This window comes from Nordella sp. HKS 07 (assembly GCF_011046735.1).
Lineage (GTDB): Bacteria > Pseudomonadota > Alphaproteobacteria > Rhizobiales > Aestuariivirgaceae > Taklimakanibacter.
Map to the genome: position 1 here is coordinate 1003310 of NZ_CP049258.1, position 18249 is coordinate 1021558.

The 18249-nt window shown below is 63.2% G+C and carries 18 protein-coding genes; 4 read left to right on the forward strand and 14 right to left on the reverse strand.

Annotated elements, in window-relative coordinates; translation table 11 throughout:
- Positions 1-126: 126 nt before the first annotated feature.
- The 3 genes from G5V57_RS04840 to G5V57_RS04850 all read right to left on the reverse strand — a co-directional run bounded on the left by G5V57_RS04840 (position 127) and on the right by G5V57_RS04850 (position 4981).
- Entirely contained in the window at positions 127-1263 is a 1137-nt protein-coding gene (locus tag G5V57_RS04840) for a helix-turn-helix domain-containing protein (protein WP_165166442.1), read from the reverse strand.
- Positions 1264-1373: 110 nt separating this feature from the next.
- A complete protein-coding gene (gene ptsP, locus G5V57_RS04845) occupies positions 1374-3638 on the reverse strand; it encodes a phosphoenolpyruvate--protein phosphotransferase (RefSeq protein ID WP_165166443.1) in 2265 nt (754 codons plus the stop codon).
- A gap of 86 nt (positions 3639-3724) precedes the next feature.
- The gene (locus G5V57_RS04850) at positions 3725-4981 is read right to left on the reverse strand and encodes an aspartate kinase (protein ID WP_165166444.1); all 1257 of its coding nucleotides are present in this window, start codon (positions 4979-4981) and stop codon (positions 3725-3727) included.
- A 156-nt stretch (positions 4982-5137) separates the two neighbouring features.
- Between G5V57_RS04850 and ubiG the strand changes: the two genes are divergently transcribed.
- On the forward strand, positions 5138-5890 hold the full coding sequence (gene ubiG, locus G5V57_RS04855) for a bifunctional 2-polyprenyl-6-hydroxyphenol methylase/3-demethylubiquinol 3-O-methyltransferase UbiG (protein WP_165166445.1): 753 nt from the start codon (positions 5138-5140) through the stop codon (positions 5888-5890).
- 1 nt (position 5891) lies between these two features.
- Here ubiG and G5V57_RS04860 read toward each other — a convergent pair whose 3' ends face one another.
- From G5V57_RS04860 to G5V57_RS04880, 5 genes are all read right to left on the reverse strand, one after another.
- On the reverse strand, positions 5892-6248 hold the full coding sequence (locus G5V57_RS04860; protein ID WP_165166446.1) for a VOC family protein: 357 nt from the start codon (positions 6246-6248) through the stop codon (positions 5892-5894).
- Positions 6249-6325: 77 nt separating this feature from the next.
- Positions 6326-6787 (reverse strand): DUF1178 family protein, encoded by a 462-nt coding sequence (locus tag G5V57_RS04865; RefSeq protein WP_165166447.1) that lies wholly within the window; start codon positions 6785-6787, stop codon positions 6326-6328.
- A gap of 5 nt (positions 6788-6792) precedes the next feature.
- A complete protein-coding gene (locus G5V57_RS04870; RefSeq protein WP_165166448.1) occupies positions 6793-7632 on the reverse strand; it encodes a carbon-nitrogen hydrolase family protein in 840 nt (279 codons plus the stop codon).
- Positions 7629-7889 carry a glutaredoxin 3 gene (gene grxC / locus G5V57_RS04875; RefSeq protein WP_165166449.1) on the reverse strand — a complete coding sequence of 87 codons (261 nt, stop codon included), beginning with the start codon at positions 7887-7889 and terminating at the stop codon, positions 7629-7631. The genes G5V57_RS04870 and grxC overlap by 4 nt, the downstream gene beginning before the upstream one ends.
- A gap of 33 nt (positions 7890-7922) precedes the next feature.
- Entirely contained in the window at positions 7923-8696 is a 774-nt protein-coding gene (locus G5V57_RS04880; protein ID WP_165166450.1) for a ComF family protein, read from the reverse strand.
- A gap of 50 nt (positions 8697-8746) precedes the next feature.
- Here G5V57_RS04880 and G5V57_RS04885 point away from each other — a divergent pair, with 50 nt between their 5' ends.
- Positions 8747-9619, forward strand: coding sequence for a methyltransferase domain-containing protein (locus G5V57_RS04885; protein ID WP_165166451.1), 873 nt, complete (start codon positions 8747-8749; stop codon positions 9617-9619).
- On the opposite strand, the gene G5V57_RS04890 is transcribed toward G5V57_RS04885, so the two are convergent.
- The 4 genes from G5V57_RS04890 to G5V57_RS04905 form a co-directional block, all read right to left on the reverse strand.
- On the reverse strand, positions 9616-10398 hold the full coding sequence (locus tag G5V57_RS04890) for a 2-keto-4-pentenoate hydratase (RefSeq protein WP_165166452.1): 783 nt from the start codon (positions 10396-10398) through the stop codon (positions 9616-9618). The genes G5V57_RS04885 and G5V57_RS04890 overlap by 4 nt on opposite strands.
- A gap of 11 nt (positions 10399-10409) precedes the next feature.
- Complete coding sequence (locus G5V57_RS04895; RefSeq protein ID WP_165166453.1) at positions 10410-10811, reverse strand: (deoxy)nucleoside triphosphate pyrophosphohydrolase; 402 nt, start codon at positions 10809-10811, stop codon at positions 10410-10412.
- On the reverse strand, positions 10811-12052 hold the full coding sequence (argJ, locus tag G5V57_RS04900; protein WP_165166454.1) for a bifunctional glutamate N-acetyltransferase/amino-acid acetyltransferase ArgJ: 1242 nt from the start codon (positions 12050-12052) through the stop codon (positions 10811-10813). The genes G5V57_RS04895 and argJ overlap by 1 nt, the downstream gene beginning before the upstream one ends.
- Positions 12053-12193: 141 nt before the next feature.
- Positions 12194-13183: a peptidylprolyl isomerase gene (locus tag G5V57_RS04905; RefSeq protein ID WP_165166455.1), complete on the reverse strand. Its 990-nt coding sequence runs from the start codon at positions 13181-13183 to the stop codon at positions 12194-12196.
- A 385-nt stretch (positions 13184-13568) separates the two neighbouring features.
- On the opposite strand from G5V57_RS04905, the gene secA reads away from it, so the two are divergent.
- Positions 13569-16298 (forward strand): preprotein translocase subunit SecA, encoded by a 2730-nt coding sequence (gene secA, locus G5V57_RS04910; protein WP_165166456.1) that lies wholly within the window; start codon positions 13569-13571, stop codon positions 16296-16298.
- A gap of 136 nt (positions 16299-16434) precedes the next feature.
- Positions 16435-17145: an outer membrane protein gene (locus G5V57_RS04915; RefSeq protein ID WP_165166457.1), complete on the forward strand. Its 711-nt coding sequence runs from the start codon at positions 16435-16437 to the stop codon at positions 17143-17145.
- 63 nt (positions 17146-17208) lie between these two features.
- On the opposite strand, the gene G5V57_RS04920 is transcribed toward G5V57_RS04915, so the two are convergent.
- Together G5V57_RS04920 and G5V57_RS04925 are read right to left on the reverse strand one after the other, a co-directional pair.
- Complete coding sequence (locus tag G5V57_RS04920) at positions 17209-17553, reverse strand: SMR family transporter (protein ID WP_165166458.1); 345 nt, start codon at positions 17551-17553, stop codon at positions 17209-17211.
- Entirely contained in the window at positions 17550-18218 is a 669-nt protein-coding gene (locus tag G5V57_RS04925) for a TetR/AcrR family transcriptional regulator (protein ID WP_246737525.1), read from the reverse strand. Before G5V57_RS04925 ends, G5V57_RS04920 begins: the two co-directional genes overlap by 4 nt.
- Positions 18219-18249 lie beyond the last annotated feature (31 nt).

Sequence of the window (18249 nt, forward strand, 5' to 3'; positions counted from 1 at the left end):
AAGTTGCTCGACTTTCGCGATAAGGAAGCGCTCCAGATATATGTAATCGAGCCTTTTTATCCCGTTTTGATCGAATCCCTTGATTCGATCAAAACGGGAAAGGCTCTAAGTTTTGAGCCGGCGGGTTTACCCGCGCTTTTCGAGCACCGGGATGTCGAGCGGCTGGCCGACAAGGATCTGGCCGGGCACGCCCAATATGCCGCGTTCCTTGCCGTCGATGATATAGGACAGCAGTCCGCCGTCGCGGGCGATGACCACCAGCCCCGGACGGTTGGGCACACTATAGGTGTCGCCAGCGCGCAGCATCTTGGTCATGACCACATTGCCCTGGGAATCCTCGATGCGCACCCAGACCGGCGCCTTGGCCTTGAGCACCAGGCGGGCACCCTCCTCGCCGGCGTCCGGCGCGTTCGCCACAGGCTTTGTCGTGTCTGGCTGGGGCAGCGGGGCCGCCTGTTGCGGCTCGGGCGGCGCCGAGGCTGCCGGGGCCTCGAAATTATCCTGGATGAGGGCGCCGATGCCGGAAAGCGCATCCTCTTCGGTCGCGGGCTCCTTGCCGGCGGCGGCGGTTTCTTCCATCACCTTGGGCTCGATCGCCTCGGGCATGGGCTCTTCGCTCACCGCGACATTCGTCTGGCTTTCGCCGGTCGAGGCGGTGGTCATCGGATCACCCTCGTCGGGCTGGGTCTGGGTCTCGTCCTGGACGATCTGCTGACCGGTGGATGTTTCGGGCACCGGCTGCATGACCCAGCTCGCGGTGGCGAACAGCAGGATGGCGCCGAAGCAGGAGCCGATCACACCGCCGGCTCCACCCGGGAAAGATTTGATATTGAAGCGCGGGAACGGCGGCAGCTTGCCGAATTTGAGGATTTTGGCACTCGACAAGGGCCCCGGATTGGCCGGATGCGCCTTGGCACCGGCGACCACCGGGCGCGGCAGGAAAGCCGCATAATGAGTGACCAGAGGCTCCGGCTCGAAGCCCATATACTCGCCGTAGATGCCGACCATTTCGAGTGCCTCGAGCCGCTCGGGCAGGCGCGTGAGGTCGCCCCGCTCGATGGCCTCGACATGATAGGGGTGAATGCCGGTGGCCTCGCCGATCTGGTCGAGGCTCAGCCCGCGCTTTTCGCGCTCGCGCTGCAAATACCAGCCGGCCTCACCGGCGGGGTTGAGATCGCCATCCGGCTTGGGCCGGAAGAATGGGGTCGCGTCGTCAAGCGCGGCATCACCATCGCGGTCGAGATCGGCTGAAACTGCATCCATGGAGCACTTCTCCAGACATCCGGCCTTAACCGGCCGGTAACGCTAATACTCTTCTGAAGATGCCTCAGAATGGTAAGCAGAAGGCTAACGCCGACCCATCTTGGGAAAGTTTAAATCAGCCGGATGCCGGCCGACTTGGCGTAATGGCTGAGCGCCTCGCGCACGGAATGATCGGGTCTGGCCAGAAGCGGTTCCATGAACTCCCACAATCTCTGCCGATCGGCCGTGAGGATCATGGTCTTGACCGGACCGATCGCCGCCGGCGCCATCGAGATCGAGCGCAAGCCCAGGCCGATCAACGCCATGGCCTCGATCGGCCGCCCCGCCATCTCGCCGCACAGATTGACCTGGACGCCGTGCCTCTCGCCCGCCACCACGATGGCGCGGATGGCGCTGAGCATGGCCGGGCTCAAGGGATCGTAGCGATGCGCAAGGCGCGGATTGGCGCGGTCTGACGCATAAAGGAACTGGATGAGGTCATTCGAGCCGATGGAGACGAAATCGAGCTCGGGCAGAAGCTGATCGAGCTGCCACACCAGCGCCGGCACCTCGATCATGGCGCCGATCTGGATCGCGGCGGGCAGCTTGTGGCCGTGCTTCTTCAGATGACGCTTTTCATCCTCGACCATCGCCTTTGCGGCGAGGAACTCATGCACCTCGGCGATCATCGGGAACATCACGCGCAAGGTCTGGCCGGCGCCGGCCTTGAGAAGTGCCCGTAGCTGCAGGCGCAGAAGCGCCGGCCGGTCGAGCGCCATGCGGATGGCGCGCCAGCCCATCGCCGGATTGTCTTCCTTCACGTGCCGGAGATAGGGGAGAAGCTTATCGGCGCCGATATCGAGGGTGCGGAAGGTGACCGGCCGCGCATTCGCGGCCGCGAGGATGCCGCGGTAGTGGCGCACCTGCGCATCGAGGCGCGGGAAATGCTGCGCCATCATGAACTGCAATTCGGTGCGGAACAGGCCGATGTTCTCGGCTCCGGAATCGTGCAAGTGCGGCAGGTCGACGAGCAGGCCGGCATTGATGCCGAGATCGATCTTGACGCCGTCGCGGGTCGTGGCCGGCGTGTCGCGCAAGGCGGCGAACTGCGCCTGCCGCCTGGCGTTGAAGCGGGCCTTGTCGGCATAGGCGCGCTCGATCTCGGGCGAGGGGCGCACATAGACCTCGCCCACCGTGCCATCGAGAATGATCGGCGTGCCGGTATCGACGACATCAATGATGCCTTCGCTCTGGCCCATGGCGGGAATGCCCAGCGCCCTGGCCACGATAGCAACATGGCTGGTGTGGCCCGCCTCCTCCAGGATCACGCCGCGCAATTTGGTGCGGTCGTAGTCGAGGAGCTCGGCCGGGCCCATATTGCGCGCCACCACGATGGCGTTCTGCGGAAGATCGCCGCGGGACGCCGTGGCGATCTGGCCGGTGAGGATGCGCAGCAGCCGGTTGGCGAGATCGTCGAGATCATGCATGCGCTCGCGCAGATAGGGATCGGGCGTGCGCATCATGCGCGCCCGGTTGTCGCTCTGCACGCGCTCGACCGCCGCCTCCGCGGTGAGGCCCGTCTCCACCGTCTCGCGCAGCTTGTTCACCCAGCCCCGGTCATGCGCGAACATGCGGAAGGTCTCGAGCACCTCCGAATATTCGCCGCCGCGGGTGTCGGTGCCCTCGATGAGTTCGTCGACATGGGCGCGCAACTGCTCGATCGCCCCGTCGAGGCGGAGCTTTTCCTTGGGGATGTTCTCGGCGATGAGATTTTCGACCACCACGCGCGGCTCGTGCAGCACGACATGGCCGAGAGCTATGCCGTCGGCCAGCGCCTCGCCCTTCACATGATGGCTGCGCACATGGGCGATGTCGGCGGCGACGTCGCGCGCCACGTCGGTGAGGCCGCCCGATGCGATGATCTCGGCCAAGACCATCGCGGTCGTCTGCAGCGCCTCTTCCTCTTCATCCGTATAGTGGCGCCGCGTGCGGTTCTGCACCACGAGAACGCCGATGACGATGCCGTTGCGCAGGATCGGCACGCCGAGGAAGGAGTGATAGGCCTCTTCGCCGGTTTCCGGCAGATATTTGAAGGCCGGATGCGCCTGGGCGTCGGCGAGGTTGAGAAGCTGCGCCCCGGCGGCAATGGTGCCGACGAGACCTTCGCCGACATTCAGCTTGGACAGGTGGACCGCTTCGCGCTTCAGGCCTTCGGTGGAATAGAGTTCCAAGACCTGGCCCGGCCGCATCACGTAGATGGAGCACACTTCCGCGACCATGTTGGCCGCGATCAGGACGACGATCTTGTCGAGCCGCTTCTGCGCCGTCTCGGGCTCCGCCATGACCTCGCGGAGCCTTCTGAGAAGAACACGCGGGCCTAAGGCGGATGTAACCATCAGGCAGTGTCCTCTCGAGAAGCCGGCGTTACCGGTTTCCTTACAAAGGCGGCACAGCGTTTATGGCCGAGCGCGCGCGTCATCGCTCAGTTGGCTCCCTCGAGGCCATAGGCGCTGTGCAGCGCGCGCACCGCAAGCTCGGTATAGGCTTCGTCGATCAGGACGCTGATCTTGATTTCCGATGTCGTGATCGCCTGGATGTTGATGCCCTTCTCGGCCAGCGACTTGAACATCTTGGCGGCGACGCCGGCGTGGCTGCGCATGCCGATGCCGACCACCGACACCTTGGAGACATCGACCGAGTGGGTGAGTTCGTGATAGCCGACCTTGTCCTTCAGTCCCTGCAGGACTTCGAGCGCCTTGCGCAGGTCCTTGCGCGCCACCGTGAAGGTGATGTTCGCCGTCTCGCCGTCGGTCGAGACGTTCTGGACGATCATGTCGACGCTGATGTCGGCCTCGGCGAGCGGTCCGAAGATCGAGGCCGACACGCCCGGCTTGTCCTTCACCTTGCGGATCGAGACCTTGGCTTCGTCCTTCGAATAGGCGATGCCGCTTACGACATGTTGTTCCACGATACTGTCCTCATCGCATACGAGTGTTCCGGGGCCTGAGCCGTCCGGCCGGTTCTGGTTGGCGGCGTCAGGCGCCTCGAAGCTCGAGCGTACCTGCAAGGGTACCTTGTAGACCATGGCGAGCTCAACCGAGCGCGTCTGCAGCACTTTGGCGCCGAGGGACGCCATTTCCAGCATCTCCTCATAGGACACCCGGTCGAGCTTGCGGGCTCTGGAAACGATGCGCGGATCGGTCGTATAGACGCCGTCGACGTCGGTATAGATGTCGCAGCGCGCCTCGAGCGCGGCCGCCAGCGCCACCGCCGAGGTGTCGGAGCCGCCGCGGCCCAAAGTGGTGATTCGCTTGTCCGGGCCGATGCCCTGGAAGCCCGCCACCACCGCGACCTGGCCCTGCTCCAGACGCTTGCGCAGCTCCGATGCGTCGATCGAGGCGATGCGCGCGGCGCCGTGGACGCCGTCGGTCTTCACCGAGACCTGCCAGCCCTGCCAGGACCTGGCCGGAATGCCCATGTCCTGAAGCACGATGGCGAGGAGACCGGAGGTGACCTGCTCGCCCGAGGCAACGATGGCGTCATATTCGCGGGCATCATGGACGGCGGCCGCTTCCCGGCACCAGCCGACCAGCCTGTCGGTCGTTCCAGCCATCGCCGAGACGATGACGGCGACTTCGTGTCCGGCCTTGACTTCGCGCTCCACATGGCGCGCCACGTTGCGGATACGTTCGATATCCGCGACGGAAGTCCCCCCGAATTTCATTACCAAGCGGCCCATGGCCCAAAACCTCTTTCATCACGCGCACGGGGTCCCCGATTGGGCCCGGCACGCCTTGTCCTAGATCCTTGAATTAAGGGCGGGATACGGCGCGGCGTACTCATAGATGACAGGCCCCCTCTATGCAATAATGGGATGAGACAAACTGGAGCCAAGATGACCGCAGTCCCGCAGTCCCCGAGCCTCGATCCCGCCGAGGTCGAGAAATTTTCCAAGATCGCCGCCGAATGGTGGAATCCGACGGGCAAGTTCGCGGTCCTGCATGTCTTCAACCCGGTCCGTCTCGCTTACATCAAGGAGCAGGTGACGGCCCGCTTCGCCCGCGACCCCTTTGCCAGACGCCCCTTCGAGGGACTGCGATTCCTCGATATTGGCTGCGGCGGCGGGCTCCTGACCGAGCCGATGGCGAGGCTTGGCGCCGAGATCACCGGGATCGACCCGTCGGACAGGAACATCGCCACCGCCAGCGTCCATGCGCAGGAGCAGGATCTCGCTATCGACTACCGTGCGATGACGGCCGAGGCGCTCGCCGAATCGGGCGACACGTTCGACGTGATCCTCAATATGGAGGTGATCGAGCATGTCGCCGACCCGAAGGCCTTCGTCGCGACCTGCGCCCGGCTCCTCAAACCCAACGGCCTGATCTTCGTCGCCACCCTGAACCGGACACTCAAGTCCTTCGGCCTCGCCATTGTGGGAGCCGAATATGTGCTGGGCTGGCTGCCCAAGGGCACCCATCAGTGGGAGAAGTTCATCACGCCGGAGGAGCTCGAGGGCTGGCTCGGAGCGAGCGGCCTCAAGCAGCAGGATCGCACCGGCGTCACCTACAATCCCTTTTCGGGAGAATGGCGGCGCGCCCGCGACATGGACGTCAATTACATGCTGGTGGCGCAGAAGCCGGGAAATTGACCTATTTGGCCGACCACACGGCCAGCTCGTAACCGTCCGGATCGGCGAAGTGAAAGCGCCGGCCGCCCGGAAAGCTGAAGATCGGCTTGACGATTTTGCCACCGGCTCGCCGCACGCGCGTCTCGACGTCTTCCAGATCATCGGCATAGAGGATGACGAGTGGTCCTCCCACGGCATTCACCGGGGCGGTTGTCGTCAGGCCCCCCTTCAGCCGGCCGTCATTGAACTCGCAATAGCTGGGTCCGAAATCCGTGAAGGACCAGTCGAAGGCCGCGCCATAGAACGCCTTAGACCGGGCTATGTCGGCGACATTGAGCTCGACATAGTCGATCCGCCGATTTTGGCCTTCAGTGCTCATGATGGAATCTCCCGCGGCTCAAGATGAGGCCATCTTGGCCTTGTCGCCTCAGGACGTCTTGAACAAAACGGCCAGCTTCAATTCCCATCCTCGGGCAGGACCGGCAAGGGATGAATCTCGATCCCCTCCTCGATGAGGTCCTTGGCATCCTCGGCCGTGGTCTCGCCATAGATGCCGCGCTTCTCCGATTCCTCGTAATGGATCTTGCGCGCTTCCTCGGCGAAACGGTTGCCGACATATTCGGCATTCTCTTCGACCGTCTTGCGCATCTCGCGCATCATCTGGAGGAGTTTCTCCTGGCGCGGATCGAAGGTGGTGGCGAGCACCGGCTTGGCGGCTTCCCGCCTGGCCGGACCTTCCTTCCGGCGGTTGCCCTTCACCGGGATGCCGGGCGCCATCAGCTGCTTCTCGATCTTCGCCGATCCGCAATGGACGCAGGTGACGAGCCCGCGCTTCGCCTGCGCCTCATAGGCGGCGCTGTCTGAGAACCAGCCATCGAATTCGTGGCCACTGTCGCAAATGAGATCGTATCGGATCATGACGATTAGGTAGCAACCTCACCCCGGGCATTCAAGGTAAGCTCGTCATTATGCTTCAACACCGGGATTCGCCGTCTTGCATCAAGGACTTGCGACCGATCTATCATCGTCATGACAAGCGCAGGCTCCTCATCGCCTTGCGCAATGATCTCGCCCCAGGGAGATACAGCAAGACTCATGCCATAGGTCTCGCGGCCGCTTTCATGTATGCCGCCTTGCGCCGGAGCGAGGACAAAGCTGCTCGTCTCAATGGCCCGCGCGCGCAACAACACCTCCCAATGGGCCTCGCCGGTTACCTTGGTGAAGGCCGAGGGCACCGCCAGGATCTCGGCGCCCCTGCGCGCCAGCTCTCTATAGAGATGTGGAAATCTGACATCGTAACAAATGGTGAGGCCGAGCGTGGCGAAGGGCAGCGGCACTACCGGCACGTCATGGCCGGCTTCATAGGCAGCCGATTCCCTTAAGGTCAGGCCGTTCGGCAGGTCGACATCAAAGAGATGCACCTTATCATAACGGGCGGTGATCTCGCCCGCAGGCGAGAACAGCAGTGAGCGGTTGAGAAGCTTATGCCCCGGCCCTTTGAGCGCGAAGGAGCCGGCCAGCAGCCAGATCCGATGCTTCCGCGCAAGCTCGGCGAACGCCGCCACCGAAGCATCCTCATGCTCGGACCGGACCAACGCGCGCAGCCGGTCGCGATCCGTCTCCAGGATATTGGTCATTTCGGGCGTCGCGACGAAGCGCGCGCCCTGCCGCGCCGCTTCTTCGATCAAGGCGGAAGCCTCTGCGATGTTGCGCGCCATGTCCCGCCCGGAACGAAGCTGGATAAGTCCGGCCTTGAAGCTCATGCTCCGGCAAGCAGCGGATCGAGCTTGCCCTGCCGGTCGAGCGCGTGGAGTTCGTCGCTGCCGCCGACATGCGTCTCGCCGATGAAGATCTGCGGTACGGTGCGCCGGCCATTGGCCTTCACCATCATCTGTTGGCGCTCCTGTGCGTCGTAGCTGACGTCGATTTCCGAGAAATCGACATTCTTGCGCCGCAGCAAGGCCTTGGCCGAATGGCAGTAGGGGCAGAAGGGCGTCGTGTAGATGGTGACTTTCGGCATGGCCGTCACGATAAATGAGACAATGACTCTCCCCTAAATATGGAGATGCTTCGGCTTGGGCACAAGCGCGAAGGTCAGCACGTCCACCCGTCCCGCCCCCGCCTCCTTCAGCGCCCGGGCGCAAGCCTCGAGGGTGGCACCCGTGGTGCGGACATCATCGACGAGCACGAAGGGCTTGCCGACGATGTCGGGACGGTATTGCTCCGGCACCCGGAAGGCATTCTTGACGTTGCGCTGACGCTCCGCGAAATCAAGCCCGGTCTGCGCCTGGGTCCGCCGCCGCCGCTCCAGGAGATGCGGCTGGAACGGCTTCTGCGTGGCCTGGCAAAGATGGCGGGCGAGAATGGCCGACTGGTTGTAACGCCGGCGCCATAATCTCAGGCGATGCAGCGGCACCGGGATGACGGCGGCGGCATTGTGCAATATGTCGCCGCCGGCGCGCAGCATGAGCCGCGCCATGACGATCCCCGCCTCATGCCGGTCGCGATATTTGAGGGCATGCGCCAGAGCGCGCGCCGTCTCATCGAAGATGAGCGCGGCCCGCGCCTCGTCCCACGGCGGCGGATCGGCAAGTGCCGCGGCACTCACCGCCTCCGGGCCCGGGTCATAGGGGAAGGGTGTGCCGAGCCGCGGGCAGAAGGGCGCCTCGATGAAGGAAAGCCTCGCCCAGCAGTCGGCACAGAGAGCCGAGGCCTCGGCGACAGCACTCTGGCAGCCGAGGCATTGCGGCGGAATGAGCCAGTCGAGACTCCATTTGCCGAGGCGCGTGAAGCCCTCCGAAATCTGCGTGAGAGGCAAGGCGGCCATGCCGGATTGTAACATGGAATCCGGTCACCGCATGGACTAGGTTCCGCGCTATGAGCGGCGTGCCCCAGATCTTCGACAAGGCCCTGCGGCGGCGCCACTTGGCGCGCGCCGCCGGGAGCCGGCCGGCCTTCTATGCTCAGGCGCTTGCCGCCGAGGTGGAAAGCCGTCTCGGCCTCATTCTGCGCGACTTCCAGACGACGCTGATTTTCGGCCCCGGCGCCGGCGAGATCAGAACCGCCCTCGCCTGCCTTAAACGGCTGGGCGCCATCATCACCGCCGCCCCGGCGCCCGGGCCCGGCATCGATCTTGTCTTCGACGACGAGGCCGTGCCGCTCGCGCCGCAAAGCCTCGACTGCATCGTCAACGTGTTCAGCCTCAGCAGCGTCAACGACGTGCCGGGGAGCCTGACGCAATTTCGAAACGCACTGCGCCCCGACGGACTTTTCCTGGGCGGCGTGTTTGCCGGCCGCACTTTGAGCGAGCTGCGCGAGGCCTGGCTGGCCGCCGAGGCCGAGCTCACCGGCGGCGCCAGCCTGCGCGTGGCGCCTTTTGCCGATCTGCGCGATATCGGCAGCCTGATGCAGCGCGCCGGCTTCGCGCTGCCCGCCGTCGATCTCGATCAGACGACGGTCAGATACAAGAATGCGCTTTCGCTCATGCGCGAGATCAAGGCGCTGGGCTTCCAGCAATGCCTCACCGACCGCTCGCGCAAGCCCGTGAGCCCGGCCCTTCTCGCCCGCGCCGCCGCTATTTACGACGCGCGTTTCGCCGATGCCGACGGCCGCATCAGGGCGACCGTCGATGCCGCCTGGGCCATCGGCTGGGCGCCGCATTCGTCGCAGCAGCAGCCGCTGCGTCCGGGCAGCGCGAAGGCGCGCCTCGCCGATGCTCTCAAGACCACGGAAGTGAAGCTCAAGGATTAGGCTGAGACCGTCAGACTAACCTGGCCGAGCCCTTCGACCTCGATCATCACCATGTCGCCGGCGTTCAGCCATTTGGTTTCGACGAGGCTGCCCAGGAACACGAACTCGCCGCGCCGCAATCCTTCGCCGCGGGCGCTGCGCGCGTTGGCGAGCCACGCCAAGGCTTCCAACGGATGGCCCATGACCATGGCCCCGGTGCCGCGGCCGACTTCGCTGTCATTGATGCGCATGTGACCGGTGAGGCTGACGAGATCCAGGGCCTGCCAGCCGGTCACCGGCGATCCCAGCACGCAGCCCGCATTGAAGAAATTGTCGGCGATCAGCGTATGGACGCCGAGCGAACGGTAGTCGGCATAGCGGTCGTCGACGATCTCGATCCCCGCCATCGCCGCCCGCACATGGGACTCGACGGACTGGCGCGTATGATCCTGCCGCCGCGGCTCGATGTCCGTGCCGATCTCGACGACGATTTCACATTCGACGCCAAGTTTGCGATAGGAGGCGCGCGAGACCTGGCCCGCCTGGCTCAGTACGGTCCTGTCGAAGACCTGGCCCGCGCAGGGGCTGGCGATGCCGAGAAATTCCTGCATGACCGGCGTCGTACAGCCGATCTTGTGCCCGCTGATCCGGCCCAGCGCCTCGGCGAGGAGGCCATTCGCCTCGGCCTGAAGCGCATAGGCCTCGCGTTCCTCAACCGGCCGCTGACCGGGCTCCAATGTGACCGGAGCCAGCGATAGCCGCTGCCTCGCCAGGATTTCCGCCGCGCTCGATCGGGTCATGCCCGGGAAATCTAAAGCAGATCGATGAGATGGGGAATGAGCGGCAGATCGGCCGGCGGCATCGGATGCTCGCGCAGGCGATTGGGCCTGACCCATTTGAGTTCCTGGCCCTCGAGCGCCGTCACCGTGCCTTTCCAGCGCCGGCACACATAAAGCGGCATCAGCAGATGAAATTTCTCGTAAGCGTGGCTGGCGAAGGTGAGCGGCGCCAGGCAGGCCTCGGTGACATCGATGCCGAGCTCTTCCTTGAGCTCGCGGATCAGCGCCAGCTCCGGGCGCTCGCCGGCCTCGACCTTGCCGCCGGGAAACTCCCACAGGCCCGCCATCGACTTGCCTTCCGGCCGCTTGGCGATGAGCACGCGGCCATCGGCATCGACCAGCGCCACCGCGGCGACAAGGACCACCGCCGTCATCAGCTGCGATAGGAGCCGTTGATGTCGATATAGCGATGGGTCAGATCGCAGGTCCACACCGTGGCTCTTCCCTTGCCCACGCCGACATCCGTCTTGATGACGATCGAGCGGCCCTTCATATGCGGCATGATCTCCGCTTCGCGATAATCGGGCGCCTTCATGCCGTTCTTGGCGAGTTGCACGCCGCCGATCCAGATCTTCAGCTTGTCGCGGATCGCCTTCTCGCCGGATTTGCCGATCGCCATGACGATGCGGCCCCAATTGGCGTCCTCGCCGGCGATGGCCGTCTTGACCAGCGGCGAATTGGCGATGGCCATGCCGATCTTCCGCGCCGCCTTGTCGTTCTCCGCACCAGTGACGGTGATCTCGATGAGCTTCTCCGCCCCCTCGCCGTCCTTCACCACCTGCAGCGCCAGATCCTTGCACAGATCGTCGAGCGCGCGGCTGAAGTCCTTGAGGCGCGGATCGGCTTCCGACTTGAGGCCCTTGAGCGCCGGTCCGGCCTTGCCGGTGGCGAACATCAGAAGCGTATCCGATGTCGAGGTGTCGCCGTCGACCGTTATGCAATTGAAGCTCTGCGCAGCGCTCTTCGCCAGGAGCTTCTGCAGCAGGCGCGGCGGCAGCGCCGCATCGGTGAAGACGAAGGACAGCATCGTCGCCATGTCGGGCGCGATCATGCCCGAGCCCTTGGCGATGCCGTTGAGGGTGACGCTCACCCCGCCCAGGCGCGCCTTGCGGGTGGCGGCCTTGGGGAAAGTGTCGGTCGTCATGATCGCGCGCGCGGCTTCCGCCCAGGCATCTCCGCGCAAGGCGCCGAAGAGCTGCGGCAGGGCGTTCACGATTGGCGCCGGATTGAGCGGTTCGCCGATGACGCCGGTCGAGGCCTGGAAGATTTCCTGAGGCTTGCATCCGGCTTTGGCCGCCAGGGCCTTCGCCACCTGGGTCACGGTTTTCACCCCGGCGCTGCCGGTGAAGGCATTGGCGTTGCCGGAATTGACGATGAGGGCGCGGGCGGTGCCGCCTTTAAGCTTCTCGGCGCACCAGTCGACCGGGGCCGAGCGCGATTTGGAGGTGGTGAGAACGCCGGCAACCGAGGTTCCGGGCGCCACCAGCGCCAGCAGCACATCCGGGCGGTTCTTGTAGCGGATGCCCGTTTCGGCGACCGCGAAGGTGACGCCGTCCAGGGGAGGAAGCACTGGAAACTCCTCCGGCGCCAATGGCGACCGGACATTGCTAGCCATTCTTCCCCTCCCCCAAATCCTAGATCACGATGAGTTTGGACTGAGTCAATCCAAACTCATAAACGTGATCGATTCCAATAAATTAGCGCGGGATTCTTGCGAAAAACCGGTGCCCACTTTTTCGCATCCCGCGCTAAGCTCTTACTGCGGCGCCTGCATATCCGATTTGCCGCCGCCTGTCGCGGGCTCTTCGCCAGTGAGCGCCGGCGCGTCCGTGGCATCCGGCTGATCGCCCGCGGGGGCCTGGGCCCCACCCTGCTGCTTCTGGCTTAGCGCCTTCTGGCGCAGCTTGCGCGCCTCTTCGGCGAATTTCTGCAGGTCGGGATCCTTCAGTTCGACCTTCGACTGCAGCCTGAGGCTGATGATCTTCTCCTGCGTCTTCTTGCGCAGCAGAATATTGCGGATCGCCGTCTTCACCTGGTCATAGGGCTGAGCGCCGCCCATCTTGCGGTCTTCGAGCTTGATGATGTGCCAGCCGAAATCGGTCTTGACCGGCTGCGATATCTCGCCCGGCTTCAGCGCGAAGGCGGCCTTGGAGAATTCCGCCACCATTTCCGGGGCCGTGAAGTAGCCGAGATCGCCGCCATATTCCTTGGAGCCGTCGAGGCTGTACTGCTTGGCCAGGTCCTCGAACTTCTCGCCCTTCGCGAGGCGGGCCCGGATCTGCTTGGCTTCCTGTTCGCTGGCGACGAGGATATGCCGGGCCCGGACACGCTCGGTCTGCGCCACCTTGGCGGACTCGGTGTCATAGGCCTTCTTCATTTCGTCTTCGGTAACGGTCGGCACGATCGTCTGGGCGAAATAGGCATCGCGCAGGGCTTTCGCCTGATAGAGGGCGAGACGGCGCTTATATTCGTCCGAATCGGCGATGCCTTCCTTGACCGCGGCCTGGGCCAGGAGATGGCGCTCGACCAGATACTCGACGATATAGGGATAGCGCAGCTTCGGTGGGATGTCGGGCAGCTGGCCGAGAATGTCCTCTGCCGCCATCTCGACCTCGGAAACCTTGATTTCATGGCCATTGACGATGGCGACGGTCTTGTCTTCCTTCACTTCCTGCGCCATGGCCGGCGTCAGCAGCATGAAGGAAACCGCCGACAAGGCGGCGAATTTGGTCAAGTTCTGAATCATCAGCATCGCATTCCCATATGGGGTCTTGGCACCGGGCGGCGTCCCTGCCGCGATGGTAGCTCATTGGCGGCCAAATCCGGCAAGAATAAGCCGCCTCCAGGCCTCATTTTCCCTAATTCGTTGTAACGCGGCGCGGACAATGGTCGCATTATACGTCAACTTCAAGGGGGGATATGGAACAATTACCTCCTGTGACCTCGATGCAACGCATTGAAGTCCTTGGACAGACCGCCTACGTGGAGAAGGCCTATTCCAGCCTGGAGGCCGGCCCTCAATATTTCCTTTTCCGGCGCCCGGGCAATTGCCCGGAAGCCTCATTTTCATTAAAAGGCGGCCCCAGACTTGCGTCGGCGACAGCGCCCCGTTCCCGAAGGAAAGACTTAATATGCTAGGACTGCGTTCGATCGCGTCGCGGATATTCGGCTCCGCCAATGACCGCAAGGTCGGGAAATATGCCGCCCGCGTCGCCGAGATTAACGCTCTGGAAGCGAGCCTCACCGGCCTCTCGGACGAGGCGCTGCAAGCCCGGACCGCCGAATTCCGCGAGCAGCTGGCCAATGGCCGCTCGCTCGACGACCTGATGGCGCCCGCCTTCGCCACTGTGCGCGAGGCGGCCAAGCGCACGCTCGGGCAGCGCCATTTCGACGTCCAGCTCATCGGCGGCATGGTCCTGCATGAGGGCCGCATCGCCGAGATGAAGACCGGCGAAGGCAAGACCCTGGTCGCCACGCTCCCCGTCTATCTCAACGCGCTCACCTCCAAGGGTGTGCATGTGGTGACGGTCAACGACTATCTCGCCCGTCGCGACGCCCAGTGGATGGGCCAGATCTACAATTTCCTCGGCCTCAGCACCGGCTGCATCGTGCACGGCCTGTCCGACGCCGAACGCCGCCAGCAATATGCCGCCGACGTGACCTACGCCACCAACAACGAGCTTGGTTTCGACTATCTGCGCGACAACATGAAGTTCCATCTCGAGGAGATGGTGCAGCGCGGGCACAATTTCGCGATCGTCGACGAAGTGGACTCGATCCTCATCGACGAGGCACGCACGCCTCTGATCATCTCGGGCCCGATCGACGACAAGTCCGACCTTTACAACGCCGTCGACGTCTTCATTCCGCAGCTCGTCGCCGGCGACTACGAGCTCGACGAGAAGCAGCGCTCCGTGTCCCTGACCGAACAGGGCAACGAGCATATGGAACAGCTTCTCGGCGCCGCCGGGCTGCTCAAGGGCGAGAATTTCTACGACGCCGAGAACGTGACCTTCGTGCATCATGTCCAGCAGGCTTTGCGCGCCCACAAGATCTTCCAGCGCGACAAGGACTACATCGTCAAGGACAACCAGGTCATCATCATCGACGAATTCACCGGCCGCATGATGCCAGGACGGCGTTATTCTGACGGCCAGCACCAGGCGCTCGAGGCCAAGGAGCACGTCGCCATCCAGCCGGAGAACCAGACGCTCGCCTCGATCACCTTCCAGAACTATTTCCGCCTCTATGAGAAGCTCGCCGGCATGACCGGCACCGCCTCGACGGAAGCCGAGGAGTTCATGGACATCTACAAGCTCGACGTCATCGAAATTCCGACCAATGTCCCGGTCGGCCGCAAGGACGAGGACGACGAGGTCTACCGGACCGCCAAGGAAAAATACAAGGCCATCATCGAGGTCATCAAGGACGCCCGCGAGCGCAAACAGCCGATCCTCGTCGGCACGACGTCGATCGAGAAGTCGGAAATCCTCGCCGGCATGCTGAAGAGCATGAACGTTCCCCATAATGTGCTGAACGCCCGTTATCACGAGCAGGAAGCCCAGATCATCGGCCAGGCGGGCTATCCGGGCACTGTCACCATCGCCACCAACATGGCCGGCCGCGGCACCGACATCAAGCTCGGCGGCAACGCCGAGATGCGCATCGCCGCCGAGCTCGCGGACATGCCGCCCGGAGCTGAGCGAACGCAGCGCGAGGAGGCGATCCGCGCCGAGATCGAGCGCAACAAGGAAGAAGTGCTGAAGGCCGGCGGCCTTTTCGTCATCGGTACCGAGCGCCATGAGAGCCGGCGCATCGACAACCAGCTGCGCGGCCGCTCCGGTCGCCAGGGCGATCCCGGCCGCTCGCTGTTCTATCTGTCCCTCGATGACGACCTGATGCGCATCTTCGGCTCCGAGCGCATGGATTCGATGCTGCAGAAGCTCGGCCTCAAGGAGGACGAGGCGATCGTCCATCCATGGATCAACAAGGCGCTCGAAAAGGCCCAGCAGAAAGTCGAGGCGCGCAACTTCGACATCCGCAAGAACCTGCTGAAGTTCGACAATGTGATGAACGATCAGCGCAAGGTCATCTTCGAGCAGCGCATTGGCATCATGCGCGGCGAGGACGTTTCGGAGACCATCGACGACATGCGCCACCAGATCATCGACGATCAGGTCAAGCGCCACATTCCCGAGAACGCCTATGCCGAGCAATGGGACGCCGCGGGCCTGCGCGAGAAGCTGCGCGAAACCGTGGCCCTCGACCTGCCCGTCGATGAATGGGCGAAGGAGGAAGGCATCGCGGACGAGGAAATCCGCGAGCGCGTGATCAAGGCGGCGGACGAGTTCTATGCCCGGAAGCGCGAGACCTACACGCCGGAGATCATGAGCCAGGTCGAGAAGGCGGTTCTGCTGCAGACCCTCGATCATCTCTGGCGCGAGCATATCGTCACCGTCGAGCATCTGCGCCAGGTCATCCATCTGCGCGGCTACGGTCAGCGCGATCCCCTCAACGAATACAAGACCGAGGGCTTCACGCTGTTCGAGGCGATGATTGCCCGCCTGCGCGAGCTGACCACCGGCCAGATCATGCGCGTCGAGCTGCAGAGCCGGCCGTCGGACGACCTCCTCCCCGATGAGGACGACCTGCCGCCGATGCGGGCGCATCACATCGATGCGACCACCGGCCAGGACGATGTCGGCGAAGGATTCATCTTCGGCCAGGAAGCGCCGCGCAAGGCCAAGGGCGCCGCTGTCGATCCGCATGATCCCAGCACCTGGGGCAAGGTCGGCCGCAACGACGCCTGTCCCTGCGGCTCAGGCAAGAAATACAAACACTGCCACGGGGCTTACGCGTAATCAAAATATCAGCCGCCTGTCGAGACAACCTTAGGCGACATACTGCTCCCGCTGCGCAACCAGACATAGGTTACGCGCATGGTGCCAGCCATGATATGCATATGCGTTTCACTACGATAACTCTCAAGGGGCGGAAATGCTTAGACGTAATTCTCTCGCTGTCGCCATGCTTGGCCTCGTTGCCTTCGGTGGCATCGCTCATGCCGCTGATGTGTATGAACCGGCACCAAGCACATGGGGTGGCGCATATGTGGGCGTGATCGGCGGCTACAACTGGTCAAAAGGTTCTTTCAATGGCGATGGCGCATTCGCAAGCAGCGACAGCACCATTGATATGGATGGCTGGATGGTCGGTGGCCAGGTTGGCTACGACTTTATGGTCGGCAGCAATTTCGTGCTCGGTGCCGTTGCTGACATTTCATACGCTGACGTAGACGGAGACACTTGCGTCGCCGTGAATGGCTGCGATCGATCGGAAGATGCGTTTGCCTACGGCGAAATGAATTGGTTCGGCACGGTGCGGGCGAAAGCTGGTATCACGACTGGCGATGCTTTGATTTACGCGACAGGTGGTCTGGCCATTGCCGAGTTCAAGAGCCGCATTACCAATCTGCACAGTGATGCGACGCCGACGTTAAGCGATAGCCATACTCACACAGGCTGGGTGATCGGCGCTGGTATTGACTACAAGGTCATAGAGAACGTGTCGCTTGGCGTCGAGTATCTCTATGCCGACTTTGGTTCGGAGAAGTATGATTACGACCCGGCTATCGTGGGTGCGCCCGCTAGTGCTTCGGGCAGTGTGACGTCCAACATTGTGCGTGCGTCGATCAACTATCACTTCTGATAGTTCAGAAGAGCTAAGCAGATCGGGGGCGACCAATGAGCCGCCCCTTTTTCATTCGCTATCCTAATGCGAGACCGAGCCCGACAGGGTGTGGATGATGATCACGCCGGTAATGATGAAGCCGATGCCGATCAGAGCCGGCAGATCGAGCGCCTGGCGCAGCACGACGAAACCCACGGCGGAGACGAGCACGATACCGAGCCCGCTCCAGATCGCATAGGCGATACCGACCGGCATCACGCGCAAGGTGAAGGACAGGAGATAGAAGGCCAGCGCATAGGCCGCGACCGTGCCGAGGCTCGGCCACAGTCGGGTGAATTGCTGTGATGAGGCGAGCAATGTGGTTCCCACGACCTCGGCGGCGATGGCGATGAGCAGCGCGCCATAGGCGGCGAACAACGGATTCATGACGAAACTCTTTTTGTAGCGCTGATGAGACGATTGCGAAGATCGGCCCGGTTCGCCGGCCGCGCCTCCATGAAATCGGCAAGCCATACGCCATCGGCGGCATAGCGGATGACTTCCAGTTCAGGCGCGCCATCAGTTTGCCGATGCCGCTCGAGGCGGACGGCGAGCCACTTCGCCCACAGATCCCGCAGCCCCGGATCGGTGAGCATGGCGATACCCAGCACGGCGCAAGGGCTGTTCATACCGCTATCGCCCTGCCGGAACATCGCCTCGACATAGGCGCGGGAAAAGCAGCCATGGGTCTGATCGTCCGCCGCGATCTGTTCGTCGATCTCACGGTCGAGCATGGCCAGGAAATCCGTGAACATGGCCTCGACCAGCGCCTGCTTGGAGGGAAAATGATGCAGCAGCCCGCCCTTCGTGACACCCGCCGCAGTCGCAATTCCTTGCAGGCTCATATTAGCCAGACCTTCCTGGAGGGAGAGCCGGGCGGCCTGCTCCAGAAGCTGGCGGCGAACCTGGGTGGGATCCTTTTTGCGCTGGTGGGCGAGAGTCATAGAAAAACATACCATCTGGACGGTTTCTTTGTCCAGTGGAGTTCGGCGCGGTCGCAGATAAAGCTCTACATCCGAACCCCCGCAACATTGAAATGGAAGCTCCGGCAATCTGGAATGTGGCCTTGAGAAGTTCTTAAGG